We start from the raw sequence: 24,041 nt of genomic DNA on the forward strand, positions 1-24,041 counted from the left end.
CCGGTATCCCGGGCGATGTTCAGCAGCGCCTGCTTGACGAACCACGACACCATGCCGGGATTGGCCCCGCAGCACGACACCGCCGTCGGGCCGCCGGGGGCGGCGCGGCGGGCGGCGAGGATGTTCTCGCGCAGGGCGTAGTTGGTGCGGTCGGCCTGGCTCAGGTCCTTGTCGAAGTAGAAGCCGGCCCAGGGCTCGGCCACCGTGTCGATGTAGAGGGCGCCGAGTTCGCGGCAGAGTTCGAGGATGTCGCGCGAGGAGGTATCGACGGAGAGGTTCACGCAGAAGCCCTGGCCACCGCCCTCGGTCAGCAGCGGCGTGAGGACGTCGCGGTAGTTCTCCTTGGTCAGCGCCACCTTCTCGAAGCGCAGGCCGTGCTTGTCGGCGAGATCCTTGTGGGCGTCGACGGGGTCGATGACCGTGAAGCGGCTCTTGTCGTACTCGAAATGCCGCTCGATCAGGGGCAGGGTTCCCCGCCCGATCGAACCGAAGCCGATCATCACGATCGGGCCGGTGATGCGGCCGTGGACAGGCCAATCCTTCTGCGGACCATCGGACATGGCGCGGACACTCCTTCTCAGGGCTTGCGCTCGGAACACGAGCGGCGTGCTTTGATGCTTGGAAATGACGAGCGGATGACGGTTCGGCGCCCCGGGGTCAACCGGCACGATCACGAGAATATTGCAGAAGCGTGAAGGTCGCGGTCTTCAGCTATGAGGTTAATGCAGGGCTGCGGCCGGACAGCCGCGGAAGCCAGATGCGGCGAGATAGCATATATTGCAGTGCAACAAGGGAGAGGCGCTCCAAGGGCAGACAGCACGCACAAGGGATTTGAGCCATGCTGACCGTCCTCACCGCACCGTCCATCCATCCGGAAGTCGAGGCGATCGGCCGCGATCCGGGCATCATCACACTCCTTTCCGCTCTCGTTCGAGCCGGCCGCACGGCCGCTGGGCAGGCCCGCGCCTTCCACGAGAGCGCCAGTCGTCTATCCTTCTCCGCGACGGCGTGGCCCGGCCACCGCTGAGGCTGGGACGCCGCGGCGACGTCTCCCGCCGCCGACGGAGCAAGGCACGACATGCAGGGCCGGGATCCGCTGCCGCCCGGAAGGGTTCGCCGGTATCCCGGTTCAGCCGCCATCCAATGACGTGAACGTGAAGCGGACGCCGTGCTCCGCCCCCGGTTCAGGCGGCGTGTCGTCGCGCAGCCACCGCGGCGGCCTCGGCCGCGGCCTCCGGCAGCACCTCGAATGCCCCGGTCGCCCGCAGCACGCCTTCCGCGCCTTCCAGGGCGTCGGCGCGCAACTCCAGCCCGAGGAAGCGCTCGCGCTCGAACGGGCCGGGCATGTAGAGGGCATCCGCCTTCGCCTGCGCGAAGCCGAAGCGGGCGTAGTAGGGCGCATCGCCCACCAGCAGCACGGCGCCGTGGCCGAGATCCGCTGCCCGGGCCAAGGCCGCGCGCATCAGCGTTCCGCCAAGGCCGACGCCCTGAAGCGCCGGATCGACCGCGAGCGGACCGAGCAGCAGGGCCGCGCGACCGCAGCCGGTCTCGACATCCCACAGCCGCACGGTGCCGACGAGCACGTCGTCCCGCACGGCCGAGAGGGCCAGCCCACGCGACGGCAGGCGTCCCTCGCGCAGGCGCTGCGAGGTCTTCAGGAAGCGGCTCGGACCGAAGCAGGCGTCGAGCAGGTGCTCGCGGGCCGCGGCGTCGGCAGCGATCTCATCGCGGATCTGGATCATGGCCGTACCCTCCCCAAGGTCGCTGACAAGCGGGAAGAAACAGCCCTCGCACCTGCCGCGAGGGCAGGCCGTCCGGGACACGTCGAGAGCGCGTCCCATGGGACGCGCGGCTGTTCTGGCGGGAAAGGCGTGAACGAAGCCTGACCGGGCCGGGCGCCCCGCGCGATGTTGGGGCGCCCGGCGCGCGGCCGGTCAGATCACGATCTGCTCGAGCGGCGGGAAGCCGTTGAAGGCCACCGCAGCGTAGGTCGTAGTGTAGGCGCCCGCGCCCTCGATCCACACCTTGTCACCGATCGAGAGGGAGACCGGCAGCGGGTAGTGGTTCTTCTCGTAGAGCACGTCGACCGAGTCGCAGGTGGGGCCGGCGACGACGCAAGGGCTCATACGGTCCTCGTCGTGGTCGGTGCGGATCGCGTAGCGGATCGACTCGTCCATGGTCTCGGCGAGGCCGCCGAACTTGCCGATGTCGAGATAGACCCAGCGCACCTCGTCCTCGGCCTCCGACTTCTTGGAGACGAGCACGACCTCGGCCTCGATCATGCCGGCATTGCCGACCATGCCGCGGCCCGGCTCGATGATCGTCTCCGGGATCCGGTTGCCGAAATGCTTGGTCAGCGCGCGGAAGATCGCATCGCCGTAGCTCTCCACGCCCGGCACCTGCTTGAGGTACTTGGTCGGGAAGCCGCCGCCGAGGTTGACCATCGACAGGCCGATGCCGCGAAGCGCGCATTCCCGGAAGATCTCGGAGGCCGAGGCGAGCGCCCCGTCCCAGGCTTCCGTGTTGGCCTGCTGCGAGCCGACGTGGAAGGAGACGCCGTAGGCGTGCAGGCCGTGCCGGTGGGCGTGCTCCAGCACGTTCACCGCCATCTCCGGCTCGCAGCCGAACTTGCGCGAGAGCGGCCAGTCGGCGCCGGCACCGTCGCAGAGGATGCGACAGAAGACCTGCACGTCACCGGTCTCGACGCCCGCCTCGCCGGCGGCGCGGAAAATCTTCTCGACCTCGGCCTGACAATCGACGGCGAAGAGGCGGATGCCGAGCTTGAGTGCGCGGACGACGTCGCGCTCCTTCTTGATGGTGTTGCCGAAGGAGACGCGCTCCGCCGTGGCGCCGGCGGCGAGCGCCATCTCGATCTCGGCGACGGATGCGGTGTCGAAGCAGGAGCCCATCTCGGCGAGCAGGCGCAGCACTTCCGCCGCCGGGTTCGCCTTCACGGCGTAGAACACGCGGGTATCGGGGAGCGCACGGGCGAACGCCGTGTAGTTGTCGCGCACGACATCAAGGTCGAGAACCATCACCGGACCTTCGTCCCGGCCGAGGTCACGGCGCGCGCGCAGGTAATCGCGGATGCGATCGGTCATAGGTCGTCCCCACCACAGGTTCGAGGCGCCATCGTCGGGCGCGAGATCGAATCGAGACGACCCGGATACGGGCCGTCGGCGTCAGGGGGCGATGCATCGCTTCCGCTTCGCGCTTTGGAGACGCGAACCGGTCAGCGGGCGCAGAGCACCCGGAAGCTGCCGTGGATTGGATGGGGGAACCCCAACCGCACGCCGGGCAAGGATAAACAAGCCTCTTCGGTGTCGGCCTTTGGAGGAGCCGACGAGACCAAAAAAGCCCGTTCGTCGTTGCTTTAAGCTGCGTCCCCCGTGGAGAGCGGGGTTCGCCGGTTTCGCCTCCGGCTGCCGGTTGTTGTTAGGGTCTGGTGTCGCCACCCGGATGCCGGCCGTAGGGATCCACCCTTTACGACCATCGATCCTTTAAGACCCCTGGCGGCTGTCCGGCAGTTGACCGGATGCCCACCAACCGGCACGCGGCCACAGGCACGTGCGAAATTGGGCAGGGGCGATATACGGCCGGGTGTCCCCGATCACAAGGGAAAAAGCCGATCCCCGCTGCGGATTTCGGGGATTGGCGGATGAAGAGCGGGATTGTGGCGCGGAAGACGCAGTACGCCCTCGCGCCGGACCGCACGACCCCTTCCCAAGCCTAGCTGAAGCAGCCATTGAGCCGGGGCATTTCGGGATGGGGACATGATCCGCGCAAAAGGCCATCACTCCGGTATCGACCCCAACGACGCGACGGCACCGATGGGCGCGCCCTCGCGCCGGGACATGATGTCGGGACTGGCCGCCGCCGGTCTCGCCGCGTCCCTGCCGGCCGCAGCTCTCGCGCAGGACGAACTCAGGAGTTTTCCCTTCGACGCCGCCGCGGTCGAGCGCCGGGCCCAGGCACTCGCCGCGCAGCCGTTCGATGGCAGCTTTCCACCCCTGCCGGCGCCGCTCGCCGGTCTCGACTACGATGCCTATCGCGACATCCGCTTCCGGAAGGACCATGCCTTCCTCGGCGAGTCCGGCGGCCCTTTCCGTCTGCAACTGTTCCACCGCGGCTTCCTGTACCCGCGGCCCGTCGCGGTGAATCTCGTGCGCGACGGGATCAGCACGCCGGTCAAGTACGATCCGGCCCTGTTCGATTTCGGCCGCACGCGGGTCGAGGGGCCGCTGCCGAGCGACTTGAACTTTGCCGGCATCCGGATCCACGCGCCGCTCAATCGGCCCGACCGTCTCGACGAGCTGATCGTCTTCGTCGGTGCCAGCTACTTCCGCTTTCTCGGGCAGGATCAGCTCTACGGCCTCTCCGCCCGCGGTCTGGCGATCGGTACGGAGGGCGACAAGGAGGAGTTTCCGTTCTTCCGCGCCTTCTTCGTCGAAGTCCCGCCCGCGGATGCGAAGGCGCTGACGATCCACGCTCTCCTCGACAGCCCCTCGATCGCCGGCGCCTATCGCTTCACGGTCGAGCCGGGTCGAAACACGACGGTCCGGGTGAGCGCCACGCTCTATCCGCGACAGGAGCTGTCCTCGGTCGGCATCGCGCCGCTGACCTCGATGTTCTTCATCGGCGAGACCGACCGCGGCCACAGCGACGATTACCGACCGGAGCTGCACGATTCGGACGGGCTCCAGATCGCCACCGGTTCCGGCGAGTGGCTGTGGCGGCCTCTCGACAATCCTCAGGGCCGGCGGATCTCGACCTTTCTCGACCGCGACCCGAAGGGCTTCGGGCTGATGCAGCGCGACCGCGCCTTTGCCAGCTACCAGGATCTGGAAGCCGGCTACGAGCGGCGTCCCGGCTACTTCGTCGAGCCGGACGGAGCCTGGGGCGAGGGCAGTGTCGTGCTGATGGAGCTGCCGACCGACAACGAGACCGCCGACAACATCGTCGCCTTCTGGCGACCGAGGCAGCCCTATCCCGCGGGCAAGCCGGTGCGGCTCGCCTACACCATCAGTGCGCATACCGGCGAGGATCTCCACCCGAACGGCACGGTGATGAACACCTTCATCGCCGAGCCGGCCGCGAGCGGCGCCGCGCGACGGGCTGCGGATGCCCATGCCCTGCGCAGCCGGCGCTTCCTGATCGACTTCGGAGGCGGGGAGCTGGGCAAAAGTCTCGGCGACGCCGCGCCGCCCGAAATCGTCGCCAGCGCGAGTGCGGGCCGCATCACCGCGACCTCGATCGTGCCCAATCCCCATATCGGCGGCTATCGCGTTGCCCTCGACGTGCGACTCGAAGGAGCGGGAACCGCCGATTTGCGGGCCTATCTGAAGAGGGGTGATCAGGCGCTGACCGAGACCTGGTCCTATCCTTGGAGCGTGGCGTGAGCACCCGCAGCGAGCGCAGCGCCGCGCGGCAGCCGGTGGAGATCCGGCCTGCCTGCCTGGCCGACCTCGACGCGCTGCTCGCCCTCGAACACGCCGCCTTCACCACCGATCGGGCCGAGCGGAGGGCGATCCGCCACGCGATCCGCTCGGCCAGCATGACACTCCTCGTCGCGGTCGTGCGGGAGCCGGCGGAGGGCGGCGAGGCCGAGATCCTCGTCGGCGCCGCCACCATCGAGCGGCGGCGCACGAGTCGCGTCGCCCGGCTCTCCTCCCTCGCCGTCGCCCCCGCCCGCACCGGCCTCGGCCTCGGCCGCCGGCTGCTGGAGGCGGCGGAACGCGATGCCCGTGCCCATGGCTGTCAGCGGCTGCGCCTCGAAGTGCGCGCCGACAACGGCGGCGGCATCCGGCTCTACGAGCGGGGCGGCTATGCACGCACCGGGACGAAGCCGGACTATTACGAGGACGGCATGGAGGCGTGGTGCTACGAGATGGCGCTGTCCGAGGGTTAGGGCCCGGGCCGCGTGCGTCGCAGCGCAGGTGCGCCAGCGCACTGGCGAACCGGCGGGCCGGATACAAGGTTCAGCCCATCCGAAGGCCGCTCTCGCGCCGGCGATGCCGCGCTTCCCAGGGCTGCTCCCTCCAGACAGAGTCTCGAATGCCCTCACTGTTCGACCCGATCACGCTCGGCGCGTTGAAGCTGCCGAACCGCATCCTCATGGCCCCGCTGACCCGTGCCCGCGGCACGCGAACCCATGTCCCGACGCCGGTGATGGCCGAGTATTATGCCCAGCGCGCCACGGCCGGCCTCATCATCTCCGAGGCCACCGGGATCAGCCAGGAGGGCCTCGGTTGGCCCTACGCGCCGGGAATCTGGTCCGACGAGCAGACCGAGGCGTGGAAGCCGGTGGTGAAGGCCGTCCACGACGCGGGCGGGCGCATCGTCTGCCAGCTCTGGCACATGGGCTACCTCGTCCATTCCGACTTCCTCGGCGGCGAGCCGCCGGTCGCGCCCTCGGTCGCCACGGCCCCGGACCAGGCGCACACCTACGACGGCAAGAAGCCCTACAGCCAGGCCCGCGCGCTGCGTGAGGACGAGATCCCCCGCCTCATCGCCGATTACGAGCGGGCCGCGCGGAACGCCGTCGCGGCGGGCTTCGACGGTGTGCAGATCCACGCTGCGAACGGCTACCTGCTCGACGAATTCATCCGCGACGGCAGCAACAAGCGCAGCGACCGCTACGGCGGCTCGCCCGAGAACCGGGTGCGGCTGGTGACCAAGGTCGCGCAGGCGGTGGCCGGCGTCGTCGGTGCGGACCGCACCGGCATCCGCTTCTCGCCCAACGGCCCAATCCAGGGCGTGGACGATTCGAACCCGCACGAGGTCTTCGGGCTGGCCGCCGAGATGATGGAGCGCGTCGGCCTCGCCTTCATCGAGATGCGCGAGCCGGGCCCGGACGGCACCTTCGGCAAGGCGACCGTGCCGCCGGTGGCGCCCGTGATCAAGGAGCGCTTCGGCGGTCCGGTGATCCTCAACTGCGACTACGACGCCGAGCGCGCCAAGCGGGCCGTGGCCTCGGGCGAGGCGGACGCCATCGCCTTCGGCCGGCCCTATATCGCCAATCCCGACTTGGTCGAGCGCATCGCCCGGGGCCTGCCCTTCGCCAAGGACGACATGAAGACTTGGTACAGCCAGGGGCCCGAAGGCTACGTCGATTACCCGACGCTGTCCCAAAAGGCGGCGTGAGGCGCGGGGCCGGTCCTCGGGCCGGCTCGGCATCGATCGAAATCGAGGAGGCGGTCTCGCGGGAGCGGGGCCGCCTTCGTCCGTCCGGAGGCCGGTCCCGTGAGGGTCATCCCGTGAGCGTCACGATATCGGCGGCAGCCACCGCCCCCTACCGCCTCGTCGCCTTCGACTTCGACGGGACGCTCGCCGACACCTTCCCTTGGTTCTGCGCCAACCTCAACGACGTGGCCGCACGCTACCGCTTCCGCCGGGTCGAGGCGGGCGAGACCGAGCGGCTGCGGGGCCTGAGCGCGCGGGCGATCCTGAAGGATCTCGGCATCCCGGCCTGGAAGGTTCCCCTGATCGCCCGTCACATGCGCGCGCTCGCAGCCCGCGAGGCTTCGCGGGTGCGGCTGTTTCCCGGCGTGCCGGAGATGCTGGCCGACCTCGCCGCCGCGGAATTTTCGCTGGCCGTCGTCAGCTCGAACAGCGAGGCGAATGTCCGCCGGGCGCTCGGCGCATCGGCCGGGCTGATCCGCCGCTACGATTGCGGGGCGGCGCTGTTCGGAAAGGCGCGGCATCTGCGCGCGGTCGCGCGGGCCGAGGGCGTCGACCCGGCGGCGATGCTGGCGGTCGGTGACGAGATTCGGGACGCCGAGGCGGCGGTGCGGGCCGGTTGCGCCTTCGCCGCGGTGGCCTGGGGCTACAACAGCCCCGAGGCCCTGGCCGGCATGAGGCCGGCCTATCTGTTCACCGAACCGGGCGCGATCGCCCGCGCCCTCGCGGACCCGATCGGACGCTCTTACTGCCCCGCGCGTGCGCCGGGGACCACCGAGGCGCCGGCACCGCTGCCGAACGGCTCGTAGCGGGTCAGGCCGCGGAAGAGCTGGCTGATGAAGGCACGGTCGGCGCCGCTGGCCGGGGTCTTGCGCTCGATGAAGTCGAACACGCGCCCATCCTGCAGGCCGTAGAGCGCCACGCGCTCCACCTTCATGCCCTGGTTGAAATAGATCGCCGTGACCTTCTGGTCCTCGACCTGCTCGCCGAGGAACATCACCGTGCGGCGGGTGTTCTGGCTGATGTAGTACCAGGACTTGTTGCCGACCGTGGAGACGGTGGACGGCGTGCCGAGGATCTGCAGCACCTGCTCGGCGCCCATGCCCGGCTTCACCGTGGCCAAGGCGGCCTGATCGATCTGATAGCCGTGGCGGATCTCCTCGCCGATGCAGCCTGATACGCCGATCGCGACGGAGCCGAGAACGGCCGCGCGGGCAAGCGACGAGACGAGACGGCGCGACATCGGCCCCCCTGATTTCCTGCCAATAGGGCCTGCATCCGCGGCGCGTTTGAACTCGCGCGTCTTCGGACTTGCACCCTGGTCCGCGGTTGCCGTACCGCGGGGATATGGCTTTGACAAGGCAAGCTCGGCCACAGCGCCGGCCGATCCGGTGGACCGCATGCTAGCGGGCCTGTTCCGCCGCGCCGAACGGCGCCGCCGCACCATCCGGGCGCTGCACCGAAGGATCGGCGAGGCTGCGCGCCAGCCCGGCCTCTACACGGCGCTCGGCGTGCCCGACACCGTCGAGGGCCGGTTCGAGGCTCTGAGCCTGCACGTCATCCTCGTGCTGCGCCGCCTCGGCCAGTTGCCGCCGCCGGCCGCGGACGTGGCGCAGGATCTGGTCGATTCCGTCTTCATGCAGCTCGATGCCTCGCTGCGCGAGCTCGGCATCGGCGACATGGGCGTCCCGAAGCGCATCAAGAAGCTCGGCGCCTCCTTCTACGCGCGGGCCGGAGCCTACGGCGCGGCGCTCGATGCGGGCGACCGGACCGCGCTGGCCGAAGCCCTCGCCCGCAACGCCCTCGACGGGGCCGGGCCGGAAGCGGCCGTCCCGCTCGCCGCCTATGTGGAGGCCGCCGCCTCGGCGCTCTCCTCCCAGGATCTCGACGGATTGCTGGCGGAGGGACCGGACTTCCCCGAGCCGGCGGGCGAGGCCGGCACTTCAGGAGACCATCGATGACGCCGAAGGCCGAGGGGCCGCTCTCCCGCTCCGTCAACGTGGAGCGCCTGCCCAAGGACCGCGCCGAGATCGTCGTCGAGGCCAGCCCGGCCGAGTGCGAGGCGCTGGCGCGCGACTTCAAGATCCCCGCCATCCGCGACCTCGTCGGCCGCTTTTCCTTGAGCGGCTCGCTGACACGGCTGCGGGCGGAGGGCAAAGTCGAGGCGGTGGTGACGCAGGTCTGCACGGTGACCCTGGAGCCGTTCGAGGCGAAGGTGTCCGAGCCGGTCGAGGTCGAGTTCACCAATGCCGACATCCTGGAGGGCACCGAGGCCGAGGATGTCGACCTGCCCGACCCGATCGTGAACGGGCGCGTCGATTTCGGCGTTCTGACCGCCGAGTTCCTGGCGCTGGGCATCGACCCCTATCCGCGCAAGCCCGGCGTCGCCTTCGAGCCGGTCACGGTCGGCGAGGAGCCGCTGCCCTTCTCCGACCTCGCCGCCCTGCGGGCCAAGCTCGGCCAGGACAAGGGGTGACCGGCGGGCCTGTCGGCCCTCTCGCCGACACCCGCGTGACAAAAAGTTGAGTTTTCGTTTGCCCGGCGGGGCGCTGCCGCTATTTTGCGCCGCCGATTCCGGGGCCACCGACGCCCCCTCACGCTCGCTGCCCGCCGGCTCTCCCCGCGGCGTCCCGAAGGAACCATGTCGAACCGCGTTTGCATCTCGCTCGACGCCATGGGCGGCGATCACGGCCCCACGACCGTCGTGCCCGGCGCGGCCATCGCCCGCGATCGGCACCCCGAGCTTCACTTCATCCTGTTCGGCGACGAGGCGGTGGTGCGTCCCCTCGTCGAGGCCGAGCCGCGCCTGAAGGGCGCCGTCGAGATCCGCCACACCACCGTCGCCGTTGCCATGGACGACAAGCCGAGCCAGGCGGTGCGCCAGGGCCGGGGCAAATCCTCGATGTGGCGGGCGATCCAGGCGGTGCGGGACGGCGAGGCCCAGGCCGCGGTCTCCGCCGGCAATACCGGCGCCCTGATGGCGATGTCGAAGATCTGCCTGAAGACCATGGCCGGCATCGAGCGCCCGGCCATCGCCTGCCTGTGGCCGACGGTGCGCGGCGAGAGCGTGGTGCTCGATGTCGGCGCCACCATCGGCACGGATGCCGAGCATCTGGTCGAGATGGCGGTGATGGGCTCGGCCATGGCACGCATCGTCCTCGACGTCGAGCGGCCGACGGTGGGCCTGCTCAATGTCGGCACCGAGGAGATGAAGGGCAACGAGGCCGTCAAGGAGGCCGCCCGCCTGCTGCGCGAGGCGGAGCCGGCCAACTTCACCTATCACGGCTTCGTCGAGGGCACCGACCTCGGCCGCGGCACCACCGACGTGGTGGTGACGGAGGGCTTCACCGGCAACATCGCCCTGAAGACGGCGGAGGGCACGGCCAAGCAGATCGCCTCCTACCTCAAGGCGGCGATGGGGCGGACGCTCTCGGCCAAGATCGGCTACCTGTTCGCGCGCCAAGCCTTCGCGGCCCTGCGCGAGAAGATGAATCCGAGCCGGGCCAATGGCGGCGTGTTCCTCGGGCTCGAGGGCATCGTCATCAAGAGCCACGGCTCGGAGAATGCGCAGGGCTTCGCGGCGGCGGTCGATCTTGCCCACGACATGGCGCGCTACGACCTGATGCGGACGATTCGCGACATGCTGGAACAGACGCCGTCGGTCGCCGCCGGCGTGAGCGTCGGGCTCGATGCCAGCGTGGCACAGAAGTGAGCCCGGCACGGACGTTGAGAAAAGGGTCGGATCTGATGGCGCATCGGCGCTCCGTCGTGGTCGGTTGCGGGGCGTACCTGCCCGACACCGTCGTCACGAACACAGACCTCGCCGAGCGCGGGATCGAGACCTCCGACGAGTGGATCGTCCAGCGAACCGGCATCCGCCAGCGCCACATCGCGCGTCCGGACGAAACGACGTCGGTGCTCGGCACCCGCGCGGCGCTGGCGGCACTCGACGAGGCCGGGCTCTCGCCCGCCGATATCGACCTCGTGATCTGCGCGACCTCGACGCCCGACCACACCTTCCCCTCGACCGCCACCCAGATCCAGGCGGCGCTCGGGATTGAGGGCGGCTTCGCCTTCGATCTCCAGGCGGTCTGCGCCGGCTTCGTCTACGCGGTGGCCACCGCCGACCGCTTCCTGACGACCGGCGGCGCAAGGCGCGCGCTGGTCGTCGGCGCCGAGACCTTCTCGCGGTTGCTGGACTGGGAGGATCGCACCACCTGCGTCCTGTTCGGTGACGGAGCGGGCGCCATCGTGCTCGAGGCCCGCGAGGGGGACGGCACCAACGCCGACCGCGGCGTCCTGTCGAGCTGCCTGCGCTCGGACGGGCGCCACCGGGCCAAGCTCTACGTCGATGGCGGCCCCGGCTCGACCGGCACCACCGGCAAGCTGCGGATGGAGGGCCGCGAGGTGTTCCGCTTCGCTGTCGGCTCGGTGACCGACGTGATCGAGGAAGCGTTCCGCGCCTCCGGCACCACGGCGGACGACCTCGCGTGGTTCGTGCCGCATCAGGCCAACCGACGCATCATCGAGGCGTCGGCCGACAAGCTCGGCATCGCCCGCGAGAAGGTCGTGCTCACCGTCGATCGCCACGGCAACACCTCGGCCGCCTCGATTCCCCTCGCGCTGGACGCCGCCCGCCGCGACGGGCGCATCCGCGAGGGCGACCTCGTGATGATCGAGGCGATCGGCGGCGGCTTCACCTGGGGCGCCGCCCTGATCCGCTGGTAGGCGAAGCGTGCCGGATCGGGCCCGGGTTTTCTGTCAACCACAAGGTTCTGTTGACCGTCGTCCCTCTGCCGATTAGCGTGTTCGATCATAGAGATACACGACGAGATCCTGTTGTCGGGGAGCTCGCGCGGCATTTGAGCGGAGCCAGCGTCCGGGCGTCCTGAAAAGGACGGTGCGGAGGCAAAAAACTCGGCCGGAAGGGGGAGCGCATGGCGGGCAAGACGGTCACACGCGCCGATTTGAGCGAGGCCGTTTACCAGCAGGTCGGCCTGTCGCGGGCCGAATCGGCCGCCCTGGTCGAGACGGTGCTCGGCGAGATCTGCAACTGCCTGTCGTCGGGCGAGACGGTGAAGCTGTCCTCGTTCGGCTCCTTCGTCGTCCGTTCCAAGGGGAAGCGCATCGGCCGCAACCCGAAGACCGGCGTCGAGGTCGAGATCGAGCCGCGGCAGGTCATGGTATTCAAGCCGTCGAACGTGCTCAAGGCGCGCATCAACGGCGGCCACGTCAACGGGCTCGACACGGACGACGACGATTGATTCGGCCGGACCGGCCCGGTCCGCTTCCGCGCATATCGGTTTGAGGCGCTGCCATAGGACTGCCGATCATGGGACTGCCGATGGAATCGTCCGCTCTCGAATCGACCGCCGACGAGGAGCGCGGCGAGAAGAGCCCCGGAGCCTTCCGCACCATCACCGAGGTCTCCGAGGATCTCGGTGTGCCCCAGCATGTTCTGCGCTTCTGGGAGAGCCGGTTCAGCCAGATCAAGCCGATGAAGCGCGCCGGCGGGCGACGCTACTACCGGCCCGACGACGTCGATCTCCTCAAAGGCGTTCGGCGGCTGCTGCACGGGCAGGGCTACACGATCCGCGGGGCGCAGCGCGTCCTCAAGGAGAACGGCGTGCGTTTCGTCCAGGCGCTCGGCCGAGGCGAGGTGGAGGTCGGCGCGCCGACCGGCGCCGACCGGGACGAGGAGAGCGTCGAGGCCGCCGCCGCCGATCGCCGCTCCCTCGAAGGAGCGCTCGCCGAACTGCGCGCCTGCCGAGCCCTGCTCGCGGGGCTCGACGAGGCGGGTCACGACGCGGCCTGAAGCCGCCCGTAACTCGCTTGCGCGCAAGGCATTGGCCGGCCTTGCGGATTTTCGCTCGTTGCGGCGCCTTCGCGCATCGAACGGAGCTGAACTTTACCGGCGGATCGGCGTTGAGGCGCCATGGCCCCCCCTCGATCCCGGATGTCTCCGACCCAGGAACTCATCGCCCGCGTCATGCGGATCGTGCGCGCTTGCCCGGAAGCCGCCAGCGAGGTTCTGGAACTGATGTTCCTCGTCAGCCAGATCGAGGCCTCGACCACGGTGGACCGGGAGTACCGGGACGCGCGGCGGGTCATCAGCCGTCTGCGGGCGCCGCTGTGGGACATGGGCCCGGCCGATCGGGAGACCCTGCTCAAGGCTGCCGACACGATCCGCCGGGTCTGCGACCTGGCCGACGGGGACATCCCGTCCGCGCCCTTCGCCGATCTCGGCGAGCGCGAGCGCGTCGAGAGGGCGCTGACTCAGGCGCTGGCGGGTCAGCTCGACGAGGCGCAGATCGCCCGGGTGGCCGGCACCGTCGCGGCCGCGCTGCAGCACTGATCGGCCGTCGGGTTCAGCAAGTTTCGAGAAGGCAAGCCTCGACGCGGGCTCGGGACCTCCCCACATCTTCGCCTACGCCCTGCGGCGCGGAGGCCGGATCGTCCGGCCGCTGGACTGCGGTTCGCGAGACGACGCTCAAGGAAACGCCGATGGATCTGCCGACCTCTTCCGCCAAGCCGATCGCGATGCGGCCCGCTGCCCTCGCCGCCGCCATCGCGGCCTCGTGGCTCTGCCTTGCCGGACCGACCCTCGCGCAGACCACCGTTACCCGCAGCGAGACCGTGCCGGCCGGCAAGCAGGCCCGCCTCGTCATCGTGCCGAACCTGAAGAAGGATTGCTCGCTCGGCCCGATGCCCGAGATCAAGGTGGTGACGCCGCCGACATCCGGGTCGCTCATCACCAAGGCCGGCAAGCTGAAGACCCCGGCCAAGTACCGCTGTCCCAACAAGGATGCCGAGGTCCAGGCGATCTTCTATCAGCCCAACAGCGGCTATACCGGCTCCGACGGCGTCGTGGTCGAGATCAAGAATGCCGATGGCGAGGTCGAGAAACGCGACATCCGCATCACCGTCGACAAGGGCGACAAGCCCAAGGACGAGAAGAAGAGCGGCACCGATCTCTGATCCGGAAGATCCCTGCGCGCGGGTACGCTGCGCCGCAGCAATTTCGGCTGATTCTGGAAGCCTCCGGCCGTGGGCCGGGGGCGGCCCTCCCTTATACGAAGTCGGTTAAGCTTGCGCTAAATCCCGGCCAGCTCTGAGTGTGTCCCGTTTCACACGCAGGACGGGCCTCCTGTGGGCGGTGCGACAAAACCCGCAATGTCGGTTGCGTTCGACCCGAGACAGGATGAAGCTGTCATCAGCCTGAAGGGGGTGTTCGAATGCCGCTGCACTCGACGAACGACCTGTTCCAGAGCTTCGCTCGCGGCTATGAAGCGCGCCGCGACACGGAGATGACGCTCTCCGAGTATCTCGAGGCGTGCCGCGACAATCCGCTGATGTACGCCTCCGCCGCCGAACGCATCCTCGATGCGATCGGCCAGCCGGAGATGGTGGATACCGCCCGGGACGCGCGTCTCGGCCGCGTCTTCATGAACCGGACGATCCGGGTCTATCCGGCCTTCGCCGAGTTCTACGGCATGGAAGAGACGATCGAGCGGATCGTCTCGTTCTTCCGCCATGCCGCTCAAGGGTTGGAGGAGCGCAAGCAGATCCTCTACCTGCTCGGCCCCGTCGGCGGCGGCAAGTCGTCGCTCGCCGAGCGCCTCAAGGCGCTGATGGAGGTCCATCCGATCTACGTGCTCAAGGCGGGCGACGAGATCTCGCCGGTCTTCGAGAGCCCGCTCGGGTTGTTCGATCCGGAAGCGATGGGCCGGGAGATCGAGGAGCGCTTCGGCATCCCGCGCCGCCGCCTCACCGGACTGATGAGCCCCTGGGCCCTCAAGCGCCTCGACGAGTTCGACGGCGACATCTCCCGCTTCAAGGTGATCAAGGTGCGACCCTCGCGCCTGCGCCAGATCGCCATCGCCAAGACCGAGCCGGGCGACGAGAACAACCAGGACATCTCCTCGCTCGTCGGCAAGGTCGACATCCGCCGCCTCGAGACGCTCTCCCAGGCCGATCCGGACGCCTATTCCTACTCGGGCGGGCTCAACCGGGCGAACCAGGGCGTTCTCGAATTCGTCGAGATGTTCAAGGCGCCGATCAAGATGCTGCACCCCCTGCTCACCGCGACGCAGGAGGGCAACTATGTCGGCACCGAGAATATCGGCGCGATCCCCTTCACGGGCGTGATCCTGGCGCACTCGAACGAGGCCGAGTGGCAGTCGTTCAAGACCAACAAGAACAACGAAGCCTTCATCGACCGGATCTACGTCATCAAGGTGCCCTACTGCCTCCGGGTGACGGAGGAGCAGCGCATCTACGAGAAGCTGATCTCGGGCTCGGAGCTGTCCACGGCGGCCTGCGCCCCGGGCACGCTGGAGATGCTGGCCCGCTTCTCGGTGCTCTCGCGGCTCCGCGAGCACGCCAACTCCAACCTGTTCTCGAAGATGCGGGTCTACGACGGCGAGAGCCTTCGCGAGGTCGATCCCCGCGCTCGCTCGATGCAGGAATACAAGGACACCGCCGGCGTCGACGAGGGCATGGACGGGATCTCGACCCGATTCGCCTTCAAGGTGCTGGCGGCGACCTTCAACCACGACACCACGGAGGTCTCGGCCGATCCGGTCCACCTGATGTACGTGCTGGAGCAGGCGATCCGGCGCGAACAGCTGCCGCCGGAGACCGAGAAGCGCTACATCGAGTTCATCAAGACCGAGTTGGCGCCGCGCTACGCCGAGTTCATCGGCCACGAGATCCAGAAGGCCTATCTCGAATCGTATCACGATTACGGGCAGAATCTGTTCGATCGCTACATCGACTACGCCGACGCCTGGATCGAGGATCAGGACTTCAAGGACGCCGAGACCGGCCAGCTCCTCAATCGCGAACTCCTGAATCAGGAGCTGACCAAGATCGAGAAGCCGGCCGGCATCGCCAACCCCAAGGATTTCCGCAACGAGGTGGTGAAGTTCGCCCTGCGCTCGCGGGCGCAGCACGGCGGCCGCAACCCGTCCTGGACCTCTTACGAAAAACTCCGCGAGGTGATCGAGCGGAGGATGTTCAGCCAAGTCGAGGAACTGCTGCCCGTAATCTCGTTTGGCTCAAAGAAGGACAGCGAGACCGAGAAGAAGCACGGCGAGTTCGTCGACCGGATGACCGACCGGGGCTACACCGAGCGGCAGGTTCGGCGGCTGGTGGAATGGTACATGCGCGTGAAGCAGGCGGGTTGAGGAGGGCTTCGGCCCTCCGGCATCCGCCGCACTTTCGCACCTTTGTCCCTCGACGAGGGACGTGAGACTAGGCGTTGAGCGACCCCGGATGCACATCGTCGACCGACGGCTCAATCCAGGTGGGAAGAGCCTCCCGAACCGCCAGCGCTTCCTGCGCCGGGTCAAGGACGTCGCGCAGCGCGCGGTTCGAGAATCCGCCCGCGAGAAGGACATCAAGGATCTCGGCAAGGACGGACGCATCTCCGTGCCGGGCGACGGGGTCCGCGAGCCGCGCTTCGCCCGCCAGCCGGGAACGGGCCATCAGGATTACATCCTGCCCGGCAACAAGACCTACGTGGAGGGTGACCGCATCGAACGCCCGCCGGGCGGCGGAGGGGGCGGCGGCGCCGGCGAGGGCGGAGAGGGCTCGGAGAACGGCGAGGACGCCTTCCACTTCGTCCTGACGCGGGAGGAGTTCCTCGACCTCTTCCTCGAAGACCTCGAACTGCCCGACCTCGCCAAGCGCCGCCTCGCGGTGGTGGAGACGGAAGGGCTGCGCCGGGCCGGCTACACGGTTTCGGGCTCGCCGGCGAACCTCGCCCTGTCGCGCACCCTGCGCAACTCGATGTCCCGGCGCATCGCCCTCAAGCGCCCCAAGCTGGAGGAAGTGGCGGCCCTGGAGGCCGAGATCGCCGCCGCCGAGGCCGCCGGCGATCCGCGCCTGCCCGACCTGACATCGAAGCTGATGGAGCTGCGCGAGCGCTCCAAGCGCATCCCCTACGTCGATCCGATCGACCTGCGCTTCCGCCGGTTCGAGCCCTATCCGAAGCCGATCGCCCAAGCCGTGATGTTCTGCCTGATGGACGTCTCGGGCTCGATGACCGAGCACATGAAGGATCTGGCCAAGCGCTTCTACATCCTGCTGCACATCTTCCTGACGCGCCGCTACAAGCACGTCGAGATCGTCTTCATCCGGCACACCGACAAGGCGACGGAGGTGGACGAGGAAACCTTCTTCGGCTCCCGCGAGACCGGCGGCACGCTGGTCTCTTCGGCGCTCGTCGAGATGAAGCGCATCGTCGCCGAGCGCTACTCGCCGGACGACTGGAACATCTATGCGGCCCAGGCGTCCGACGGCGACAACGTCTCCTCCGACGGGCCGACTTCGACGGAACTCCTGCGCGCGCACATCCTGCCCGCCTGCCAGCACTTCGCCTATCTCGAAGTCGGCGACGAGAACGGTCCGCGCGCCGGCTTCGTCGAGCACCGCACCACCCTGTGGCGGACCTACGAGGCCCTGGCTAAGGCCGGCGAGCCCCTCGCCATGCGCAAGGTGAACCACCGCCGCGACATCTATCCCGTGTTCCGCGAGCTGTTCGGCCGCAAGGATGCGCGGGCGGAGGCGTAGCGAATAACCTCCTCGCGAGGGGAGGAGAGACAGCGTCGAAGAGAAGGGCCGACATGGTCGCGAGCCTGAGCCGCACGAAGTCCACAGCCCCGGCACCGGGCGAATTGCTGTTTTCCGGCAACGACTGGGACTTCGAGACGATCCGGCGCATCCACGATGCCTGCGAGGCGGTGGCCGGGCCGGAGCTCGGCCTGTCGTGGTATCCGAACCAGATCGAGATCATCACCGCCGAGCAGATGCTCGACGCCTATGCCTCGATCGGCATGCCGCTGTTCTACAAGCACTGGTCCTTCGGCAAGCACTTTGCCCAGCAGGAGGCGAGCTACCGCCGCGGCCTGATGGGGCTCGCCTACGAGATCGTCATCAACTCCGATCCGTGCATCTCCTACGTCATGGAGGAGAACACGGCGACGATGCAGACGCTGGTGATCGCCCACGCCGCCTTCGGCCACAACCACTTCTTCAAGAACAACTACCTGTTCCGCCAGTGGACGGACGCCGAGGGCATCCTCGACTATCTCGATTTCGCCAAGGGCTACATCGCCCGCTGCGAGGAGCGCTACGGCCATCAGGCGGTGGAGCACGTGCTCGACGCGGCCCACGCCCTGATGAGCCAGGGCGTCCACCGCTACCCCCGCAAGAAGCGGCCGGACCTGGCGAGCGAGCAGCGGCGCGAGCGCGAGCGCGAGGAGCACGGCGAGCAGATCTACAACGATCTCTGGCGCACCCTGCCGGCCAAGGCCGGCGGGCAGAAGGGCGATCCGGCGCTGGAGCGGCGCCGGGCGCTGCTCGAACTGCCGCAGGAGAACATCCTCTACTTCCTGGAGAAGGTGGCCCCGCGGCTGCGGCCCTGGCAGCGCGAGATCCTGCGGATCGTGCGCCTCGTCGCGCAGTACTTCTACCCGCAGCGCCAGACCAAGGTGATGAACGAGGGCTGCGCCACCTATTGCCACTACCGCATCATGAACGCGCTCTCGCAGAAGGGGCAGCTCAGCGAGGCGGCCTATCTCGAGTTCCTGACCTCGCACACCAACGTCATCCGCCAGCCGAACTTCGACGACCGTTCCTTCGGGGGTCACAACCCGTATGCGCTGGGCTTTGCCATGATGCAGGACATCGCCCGCATCGTCGAGCAGCCAAGCCAAGAGGATCGGGAGTGGTTCCCCGACATCGCCGGCACCGGCGACGCCATGGCGGTCTTGCGCGACTGCTGGGAGAATTACCGCGACGAGAGCTTCATCGCGCAGTTCCTCTCGCCGAAGCTGATGCGCGACATGCGCCTGTTCCACGTCGTGGACGATCCCGACGAGCCCGAGATGCGGGTCGAGGCGATCCACGACGAGCGCGGCTATCGCAAGATGCGCCGCTCCTTCGCCCGCCAGTACGACGTGGCCTGGCTCGACCCCGATATCGAGGTGGTGGACGTTGATCTGGAGGGCGACCGCCGGCTCATCCTCCACCACAAGGCGCTCAACCGCATCACCCTGCAGCGGGAGGATGCCCGGCGCGTGCTCCAGCACCTCGCGGATCTGTGGGGCTACGACGCGGTGCTCAAGGAGGTCGATCCGGCGAGCGGCGCGGTGCTGGTCGAGCACACCGCGAGCGCGCGGCCGATCTTCTTCTGAGCCCGTCCTCGCCGCTTCCGTCCTGGCGCGGCGGCGCCGAAGCAATCCAGGGCGCGACCCTTTCCTGAGGGGACGCGCTTCCGAAACGCTTCGCCGTCGCTCTATGACGGGGAGTGGATGAAGCAAACCTTCAGAGCGAGAGGATCGCGGCCCCCGCATCGCGCTCCTGCGCCGTGAAGCGGACGCGGCCTCCGTCCAGCACGGCGCCGCCGCCCGCGATCAGGGCGAGCGCGGCCGGGTAGAGCCGGTGCTCCTGCACGATCACCCGGGCGCTCAGCGTGTCGGCGTCGTCGCCCGGCAGCACCGGCACGGCGGCCTGCGCCACGATCGGCCCGGCATCGAGCTCCGGCACCACGTAGTGCACGGTGCAGCCGTGAAGGCGCACCCCCGCCTCCAGGGCGCGCTCGTGGGTGTGGGTGCCCTTGAACAGCGGCAGCAGCGAGGGGTGGATGTTGATCATCCGGCCCGCCCACGCCTCCACGAAGGCGTCGGTCAGAATGCGCATGAAGCCGGCGAGCACGATCAGCTCGACCCCGGCGGCCTCGAGTTCCGCCTGGAGCGCGGCATCGAAACGCGCCCGGTCGGGGAACGCCTTGTGATCGATGGCGCTGGCCGGAATGCCCGCCTCCCGTGCCCGGACGAGGCCGGCGGCATCGGGGCGGTTCGAGAGCACGAGCACGATCTCGGCCGGATAGTCCGGGGCGCGCGCCGCTTCGATCAGCGAGACCATGTTCGAGCCGCGGCCCGAAATCAGGATCGCGATGCGCTTCTTCCGGATCGGAGCGCTCACAGGGCGAGCTGCCCCGTGAACGTCACCGCCTCCGCCCCGCGCTCGGTGATGCGCCCGAGCCGGACCGGTGCCTCGCCGGCCTCGGCCAGAGCGTCCGCCACGGCGTCGGCGGCGTCGGCGGCGGCGACCACCACCATGCCGATGCCGCAGTTGAAGGTGCGCAGCATCTCGTGCTCCGCGACGCCGCCCTCGCGCGCCAGCCAGCCGAAGACCGGCGGCACGGCGATGGCGGACAGGTCGATGTCGATGCCGACACCGTCGGGCAGGACGCGGGGGAGGTTGTCGGGGAAGCCGCCGCCGGTGATGTGGGCAAGCGCCTTGATCCCGCCGGCCCGCTTCAGGGCGGCGAGCAGCGGCTTCACGTAGATCCGGGTGGGCTCCAGCAGCGCCTCGCCGAGGCTGCGGCCGGGGGCGAAGGGGGCGTCGGCGTCCCACGGCAGTCCGGTCCTGGCCACGATCCGCCGCACCAGCGAGAAGCCGTTCGAGTGGACGCCCGAGGAGGGCAGGCCGAGCACGACGTCGCCGGGCAGGATGCCGGGGCGCGGCAGCAGCGTGCCGCGCTCGGCCGCGCCGACCGAGAAGCCGGCGAGATCGTAGTCGGACCCGTCGTAGAGGCCCGGCATCTCGGCGGTCTCGCCGCCGATCAGGGCGCAGCCCGCCTGCCGGCAGCCTTCGGCGATGCCGCGGACGATGTCGGCGCCGACGCCGGGCACCAGTTTGCCGGTGGCGTAGTAGTCGAGGAAGAACAGAGGCTCGGCACCCTGGACGATGATGTCGTTGACGCACATCGCCACGAGGTCGATGCCGATCGTGTCGTGGCGTCCCGTTTCGATCGCGATCTTCACCTTGGTGCCGACGCCGTCATTGGCGGCGACCAGGATCGCGTCCTTGAAGCCGGCGGCCTTGAGATCGAACAGGCCGCCGAAGCCGCCGATCTCGGCGTCCGCCCCCGGCCGGCGCGTGGAGCGCACCAGCGGCTTGATCGTCTCCACGAGCGCGTTGCCCGCGTCGATATCGACGCCGGCCTGCGCGTAGGTGAGCCCGTTCCCGTCCTGCGCCGTCATCGCCGCCCCGTCGTCCGGTCTGTGCTGGTCATCTGGCTGATCATGCGGAAACCCGCTGCCACATCGCGCCGCGATTGACCACTGCCGCCGGTGCGAGGCAGTGGGTTCGGCACAGCATCATGTTTCGCCGGATGCGGAAAGGGGCCGCGAACGGAGCCGCCCGGTTCCTTGCGGGCCGTGCCTTGACCCGGACCGTCACGCTTCCCACTGTCCGTGCCGGCCGACGGAAAGGAAGAGACCTCGATGCGCAGCCGAGCAATCATCGGGCTCTCGATCCTCGCGGTCCTCATCTTCCTGCTCTACGAACTGCGCGAGGTGATGCTGCCCTTCGTGGCGGGGCTGGCGCTCGCCTACCTGCTCGATCCGCTCGCCGACCGGCTGGAGCGGCTCGGCCTCGGCCGGCTCGCCGCGACCCTGCTGATCCTGGCGGGCTTCGTCGTCGGGTTCGTGCTGCTGCTCATCATCGTGGTGCCGCTCGCCGCCGGCCAGATCGCCTCTCTGGTCAACGCCCTGCCGACCATGGTGGGCAAGCTGCAGAGCATCCTCGTCGAGCGTGCCGGCCCGCTGCTTCAGCGCGTCGGCGGAACGGAGGTGGTCAGCGAGCTGCAATCCTCCGTCGGCACGCTGGTGGGGCAGGGCGGGACATGGTTCCTCGCCTTCCTCAAATCGCTCTGGACCGGGAGCCAGGCGCTGGTCTCGATCGCCTCGCTGCTCGTCGTCACGCCGGTCGTCGCCTTCTACGTGCTGCACGACTGGGACCGGATGATCGCCACCCTCGACAGCTGGGTGCCGCCGCGCCACCGCCCGACCGCGCGGCGTCTCGCGGGCGAGATCGACGGGGCGGTGACCGGCTTCGTGCGCGGCCAGAGCCTCGTCTGCCTGATCCTCGGCTCGTTCTACGCGGTCGGCCTGTTCCTCGTCGGGCTGAACTTCGGCGTCCTGATCGGGATGATCTCGGGGCTCCTCACCTTCATCCCCTATGTCGGTACGCTCACCGGCTTCATGCTCTCCGTCGGTGTCGCCCTGGTGCAATGGTGGCCCTCGGGCGACTGGCTGCATATCGGGCTCACCGTCGGCATCTTTCTCGTCGGGCAGTTCCTGGAGGGCAACGTGATCTCGCCCAAGCTCGTGGGCGACTCGGTCGGCCTCCATCCGGTCTGGCTGATGTTCGCGCTGCTGGCCTTCGGCTCGCTGTTCGGCTTCCTCGGGCTGCTGCTCGCCGTGCCGGTCGCCGCCTCCATCGGCGTCGTCGTGCGCTTCGGCATCGAGCGCTATCTCGAGAGCCGGCTCTATCGGGGCGAGGAGCCCGTGCTGATCATGGACCGGGACAAGTGAGGCTGCCTCCGCTCCGAGCCGAGCCGAACCGTTCCCAAGGCGAGAGCGAACGATGCGTCCCGAATTGGCAGACCCCTTTCCCGATGCGCTGCGCCTGAGGCGCGCGATCCGTGCCGCGAGGGAGCTCTACACCCGGCACGAGGCGGGGCAGCCGACCCGCGAGGCGCTGGAGGCCTTTTCCCGGCTCGTGGGCGTGAAGGTCGGCGCCGCCGATCTCGACGGGGCCTTCGGATCGGTCGATCCGGACACCTTCGCCAAGCGGCACCTGCTCTCGCCCGACCGCGTCCACGGCGATCTCGACCGGGACGAGATGGTGGAACTGGTCGAGCGGATCATGGCCGCGGAGGGCGGGGAGTTCGAGCTGGAATACTCGCTCGCTTGCATCGCCCGCAGCAGCGGCAATCCCGACATCTCCGCGTTCATCTTCTCTCGGGCAGGCGAATCGGCCGGCGCGGACGAGATCGTCGCCCGGGCGATCCGGGATGCGGGGGCAGCCGTCATCGCTCTCCCGCCCCCGCGCGGCTGAGGCGCCGCTCCCCGTCGATCCGCAAGGACGCGGCCGTGCCTCCCTGTGTATGCTGAGCCCCATGCGCGACACCGCTCCCCCCAAGCAGCTCACCTTCGACCTGCCGCTCGACCCGCGCTACGGCGCCGAGGATTTCCTCGTCAGCCCCTCCAACGAGGAGGCCTATGCGCTGATCGAGGCGTGGCCCGATTGGCCCGACACCGTGTTCCTGCTGCGCGGGCCGCCCGGCAGCGGCAAGAGCCATCTCGCCTCGATCTGGGCGACGCGGGCGCAGGCCTGGACGGTCTCCGCCGCGGATGTCGGCGGGAGCAACGTCTCCCACCTCATCTCCAACGGCGCCCTCGTGATCGAGGACGTGGACCGCGAGGCCGGCCGCGACGAGGCGGCCCTGTTCCACCTGCTCAACCTCGCCCGCGAGCGGCGCTTTCCGGTGCTGCTCACGGCCTGCGGAGGAGTGGACGGCTTCGGCCTGAGGGTCGCCGACCTGCGCTCGCGGCTGCGGCTCGCGCCCGGCGCCGAGATCGGTCCGCCGGACGACGCGCTGCTGAAGGCGGTCATCGTCAAGCTGTTCGCCGACCGGCAGCTCGGGATCGACACCTCGGTGGTCGACGCTCTGGCCCTGCGGATCGATCGCTCGCTCGCCCGCGTCCGCGAGGTCGTGGCCGAACTCGATCGCGATGCGCTCGGTCGCCGCCGCCGCATCACCCGCCCGCTGGCCCTCGCCGTCCTCGAGCGGATGGAGGCGGCCGACGGGCGCCAGGAGGCGGGCGAGGAAGCTCAAGATGCGGAAGCCCAGGATTCGGAAGCCCAAGACGCGAAAGGTCGGGATGCGGATCCGCCGGACGAGGGCGTCGTGTGAGCCCGGGACGGTTGTCACGAAACCGTCAAACAGGTTCGATGCCCCTATGCTAGGGAGCCGCGCCGGAACGAAGCGTTCTCGGACTGAG

25 protein-coding genes are annotated in these 24,041 nt (G+C 69.0%); 19 read left to right on the forward strand and 6 right to left on the reverse strand.

What is annotated here, in order from left to right; translation table 11 throughout:
* Positions 1-560: saccharopine dehydrogenase NADP-binding domain-containing protein (locus tag HNR01_RS21980; protein WP_183669838.1), on the reverse strand; the 560-nt coding region annotated here is incomplete at its 3' end.
* A gap of 278 nt (positions 561-838) precedes the next feature.
* Between HNR01_RS21980 and HNR01_RS21985 the strand changes: the two genes are divergently transcribed.
* Complete coding sequence (locus tag HNR01_RS21985; protein ID WP_183669840.1) at positions 839-1,027, forward strand: hypothetical protein; 189 nt, start codon at positions 839-841, stop codon at positions 1,025-1,027.
* Between the two features lie 157 nt (positions 1,028-1,184).
* On the opposite strand, the gene HNR01_RS21990 is transcribed toward HNR01_RS21985, so the two are convergent.
* Positions 1,185-1,742: a GNAT family N-acetyltransferase gene (locus HNR01_RS21990; protein WP_183669842.1), complete on the reverse strand. Its 558-nt coding sequence runs from the start codon at positions 1,740-1,742 to the stop codon at positions 1,185-1,187.
* A gap of 192 nt (positions 1,743-1,934) precedes the next feature.
* Entirely contained in the window at positions 1,935-3,101 is a 1,167-nt protein-coding gene (locus HNR01_RS21995; protein ID WP_017485402.1) for a type III PLP-dependent enzyme, read from the reverse strand.
* Positions 3,102-3,773: 672 nt separating this feature from the next.
* Between HNR01_RS21995 and HNR01_RS22000 the strand changes: the two genes are divergently transcribed.
* The 4 genes from HNR01_RS22000 to HNR01_RS22015 all read left to right on the forward strand — a co-directional run bounded on the left by HNR01_RS22000 (position 3,774) and on the right by HNR01_RS22015 (position 7,988).
* A complete protein-coding gene (locus HNR01_RS22000) occupies positions 3,774-5,399 on the forward strand; it encodes a glucan biosynthesis protein G (protein WP_183669844.1) in 1,626 nt (541 codons plus the stop codon).
* On the forward strand, positions 5,396-5,908 hold the full coding sequence (locus HNR01_RS22005; protein WP_183669846.1) for a GNAT family N-acetyltransferase: 513 nt from the start codon (positions 5,396-5,398) through the stop codon (positions 5,906-5,908). The genes HNR01_RS22000 and HNR01_RS22005 overlap by 4 nt, the downstream gene beginning before the upstream one ends.
* A 146-nt stretch (positions 5,909-6,054) precedes the next feature.
* Positions 6,055-7,143 (forward strand): alkene reductase, encoded by a 1,089-nt coding sequence (locus tag HNR01_RS22010; protein WP_017485405.1) that lies wholly within the window; start codon positions 6,055-6,057, stop codon positions 7,141-7,143.
* Between the two features lie 113 nt (positions 7,144-7,256).
* Entirely contained in the window at positions 7,257-7,988 is a 732-nt protein-coding gene (locus HNR01_RS22015; protein WP_183669848.1) for an HAD hydrolase-like protein, read from the forward strand.
* Here HNR01_RS22015 and HNR01_RS22020 read toward each other — a convergent pair.
* A complete protein-coding gene (locus HNR01_RS22020) occupies positions 7,925-8,422 on the reverse strand; it encodes an outer membrane protein assembly factor BamE (protein WP_017485407.1) in 498 nt (165 codons plus the stop codon). The two genes, HNR01_RS22015 and HNR01_RS22020, sit on opposite strands and share 64 nt — an antisense overlap.
* A 157-nt stretch (positions 8,423-8,579) precedes the next feature.
* Here HNR01_RS22020 and HNR01_RS22025 point away from each other — a divergent pair, with 157 nt between their 5' ends.
* From HNR01_RS22025 to HNR01_RS22075, 11 genes are all read left to right on the forward strand, one after another.
* Positions 8,580-9,140: a ubiquinol-cytochrome C chaperone family protein gene (locus tag HNR01_RS22025; protein ID WP_183669850.1), complete on the forward strand. Its 561-nt coding sequence runs from the start codon at positions 8,580-8,582 to the stop codon at positions 9,138-9,140.
* Complete coding sequence (locus tag HNR01_RS22030; protein ID WP_017485409.1) at positions 9,137-9,655, forward strand: YceD family protein; 519 nt, start codon at positions 9,137-9,139, stop codon at positions 9,653-9,655. Before HNR01_RS22025 ends, HNR01_RS22030 begins: the two co-directional genes overlap by 4 nt.
* A gap of 165 nt (positions 9,656-9,820) precedes the next feature.
* Positions 9,821-10,891 carry a phosphate acyltransferase PlsX gene (plsX, locus tag HNR01_RS22035; protein WP_153876258.1) on the forward strand — a complete coding sequence of 357 codons (1,071 nt, stop codon included), beginning with the start codon at positions 9,821-9,823 and terminating at the stop codon, positions 10,889-10,891.
* A 35-nt stretch (positions 10,892-10,926) separates the two neighbouring features.
* On the forward strand, positions 10,927-11,907 hold the full coding sequence (locus HNR01_RS22040) for a beta-ketoacyl-ACP synthase III (RefSeq protein WP_153876257.1): 981 nt from the start codon (positions 10,927-10,929) through the stop codon (positions 11,905-11,907).
* Positions 11,908-12,116: 209 nt separating this feature from the next.
* Entirely contained in the window at positions 12,117-12,443 is a 327-nt protein-coding gene (locus HNR01_RS22045; RefSeq protein WP_183669852.1) for an integration host factor subunit alpha, read from the forward strand.
* 68 nt (positions 12,444-12,511) lie between these two features.
* Positions 12,512-12,994, forward strand: a complete 483-nt coding sequence (locus HNR01_RS22050; protein ID WP_153876256.1) for a MerR family transcriptional regulator — start codon at positions 12,512-12,514, stop codon at positions 12,992-12,994.
* Between the two features lie 120 nt (positions 12,995-13,114).
* Positions 13,115-13,534: a hypothetical protein gene (locus HNR01_RS22055; protein ID WP_026105662.1), complete on the forward strand. Its 420-nt coding sequence runs from the start codon at positions 13,115-13,117 to the stop codon at positions 13,532-13,534.
* Positions 13,535-13,683: 149 nt separating this feature from the next.
* Positions 13,684-14,157 carry a 4-aminobutyrate aminotransferase gene (locus tag HNR01_RS22060; protein WP_153876255.1) on the forward strand — a complete coding sequence of 158 codons (474 nt, stop codon included), beginning with the start codon at positions 13,684-13,686 and terminating at the stop codon, positions 14,155-14,157.
* 257 nt (positions 14,158-14,414) lie between these two features.
* A complete protein-coding gene (locus HNR01_RS22065; protein ID WP_017485416.1) occupies positions 14,415-16,367 on the forward strand; it encodes a PrkA family serine protein kinase in 1,953 nt (650 codons plus the stop codon).
* 88 nt (positions 16,368-16,455) lie between these two features.
* The gene (locus HNR01_RS22070) at positions 16,456-17,754 is read left to right on the forward strand and encodes a YeaH/YhbH family protein (RefSeq protein ID WP_017485417.1); all 1,299 of its coding nucleotides are present in this window, start codon (positions 16,456-16,458) and stop codon (positions 17,752-17,754) included.
* 53 nt (positions 17,755-17,807) lie between these two features.
* A complete protein-coding gene (locus tag HNR01_RS22075) occupies positions 17,808-19,379 on the forward strand; it encodes a SpoVR family protein (RefSeq protein ID WP_017485418.1) in 1,572 nt (523 codons plus the stop codon).
* 130 nt (positions 19,380-19,509) lie between these two features.
* On the opposite strand, the gene purN is transcribed toward HNR01_RS22075, so the two are convergent.
* Positions 19,510-20,169 (reverse strand): phosphoribosylglycinamide formyltransferase, encoded by a 660-nt coding sequence (gene purN, locus HNR01_RS22080; protein ID WP_183669854.1) that lies wholly within the window; start codon positions 20,167-20,169, stop codon positions 19,510-19,512.
* Positions 20,166-21,233, reverse strand: coding sequence for a phosphoribosylformylglycinamidine cyclo-ligase (purM, locus tag HNR01_RS22085; RefSeq protein WP_153876254.1), 1,068 nt, complete (start codon positions 21,231-21,233; stop codon positions 20,166-20,168). Before purM ends, purN begins: the two co-directional genes overlap by 4 nt.
* Before the next feature lie 243 nt (positions 21,234-21,476).
* On the opposite strand from purM, the gene HNR01_RS22090 reads away from it, so the two are divergent.
* The 3 genes from HNR01_RS22090 to HNR01_RS22100 all read left to right on the forward strand — a co-directional run bounded on the left by HNR01_RS22090 (position 21,477) and on the right by HNR01_RS22100 (position 23,953).
* A complete protein-coding gene (locus tag HNR01_RS22090; protein ID WP_183669856.1) occupies positions 21,477-22,568 on the forward strand; it encodes an AI-2E family transporter in 1,092 nt (363 codons plus the stop codon).
* A gap of 52 nt (positions 22,569-22,620) precedes the next feature.
* Positions 22,621-23,094 (forward strand): hypothetical protein, encoded by a 474-nt coding sequence (locus tag HNR01_RS22095; RefSeq protein ID WP_183669858.1) that lies wholly within the window; start codon positions 22,621-22,623, stop codon positions 23,092-23,094.
* A 61-nt stretch (positions 23,095-23,155) separates the two neighbouring features.
* Positions 23,156-23,953: a P-loop NTPase family protein gene (locus HNR01_RS22100; RefSeq protein ID WP_183669860.1), complete on the forward strand. Its 798-nt coding sequence runs from the start codon at positions 23,156-23,158 to the stop codon at positions 23,951-23,953.
* Positions 23,954-24,041: the final 88 nt, after the last annotated feature.

It is taken from the genome of Methylorubrum rhodesianum, assembly GCF_014199985.1.
Classification (GTDB): Bacteria; Pseudomonadota; Alphaproteobacteria; order Rhizobiales; family Beijerinckiaceae; genus Methylobacterium; species Methylobacterium rhodesianum.